This window comes from Curtobacterium sp. MCBA15_009, assembly GCF_001864895.1.
Lineage (GTDB): Bacteria > Actinomycetota > Actinomycetes > Actinomycetales > Microbacteriaceae > Curtobacterium.
In genome coordinates, this window is record NZ_MJGO01000021.1 from 1 (window position 1) to 271 (window position 271).

General features: G+C 58.3%; 1 protein-coding gene. It reads left to right on the top strand.

What is annotated here, in order from left to right; genetic code table 11:
- Positions 1 to 52: 52 nt before the first annotated feature.
- Positions 53 to 271 (top strand): nucleoid-associated protein (locus BIU97_RS05665; protein WP_139195919.1); only part of this gene is annotated, 219 nt, incomplete at its 3' end.

Sequence of the window (271 nt, forward strand, 5' to 3'; positions counted from 1 at the left end):
GGTTTACCCTCAGCCTCCTACACGTTCTATTAACCAAGGGACTCTTGACTCCATGGCCATCAAACAGCTCCACACTCTCTTCGCCAGCCAGTATCAGCCCGGACAGCCGGCGCGGGTTCGTCCCGGCGAGGCGTTGGCCGAGCCGGGTGGCGACTATGAGGCGCTTCACAAGCAGATGAAGCGCCTGTTCAACAGCAAGCCCGGCAAGAAATACGGTCGTTTTTCCGAGGACATCGGTGAAAGTCCGTTCAGCAGCTGGCTGAAGGACTAC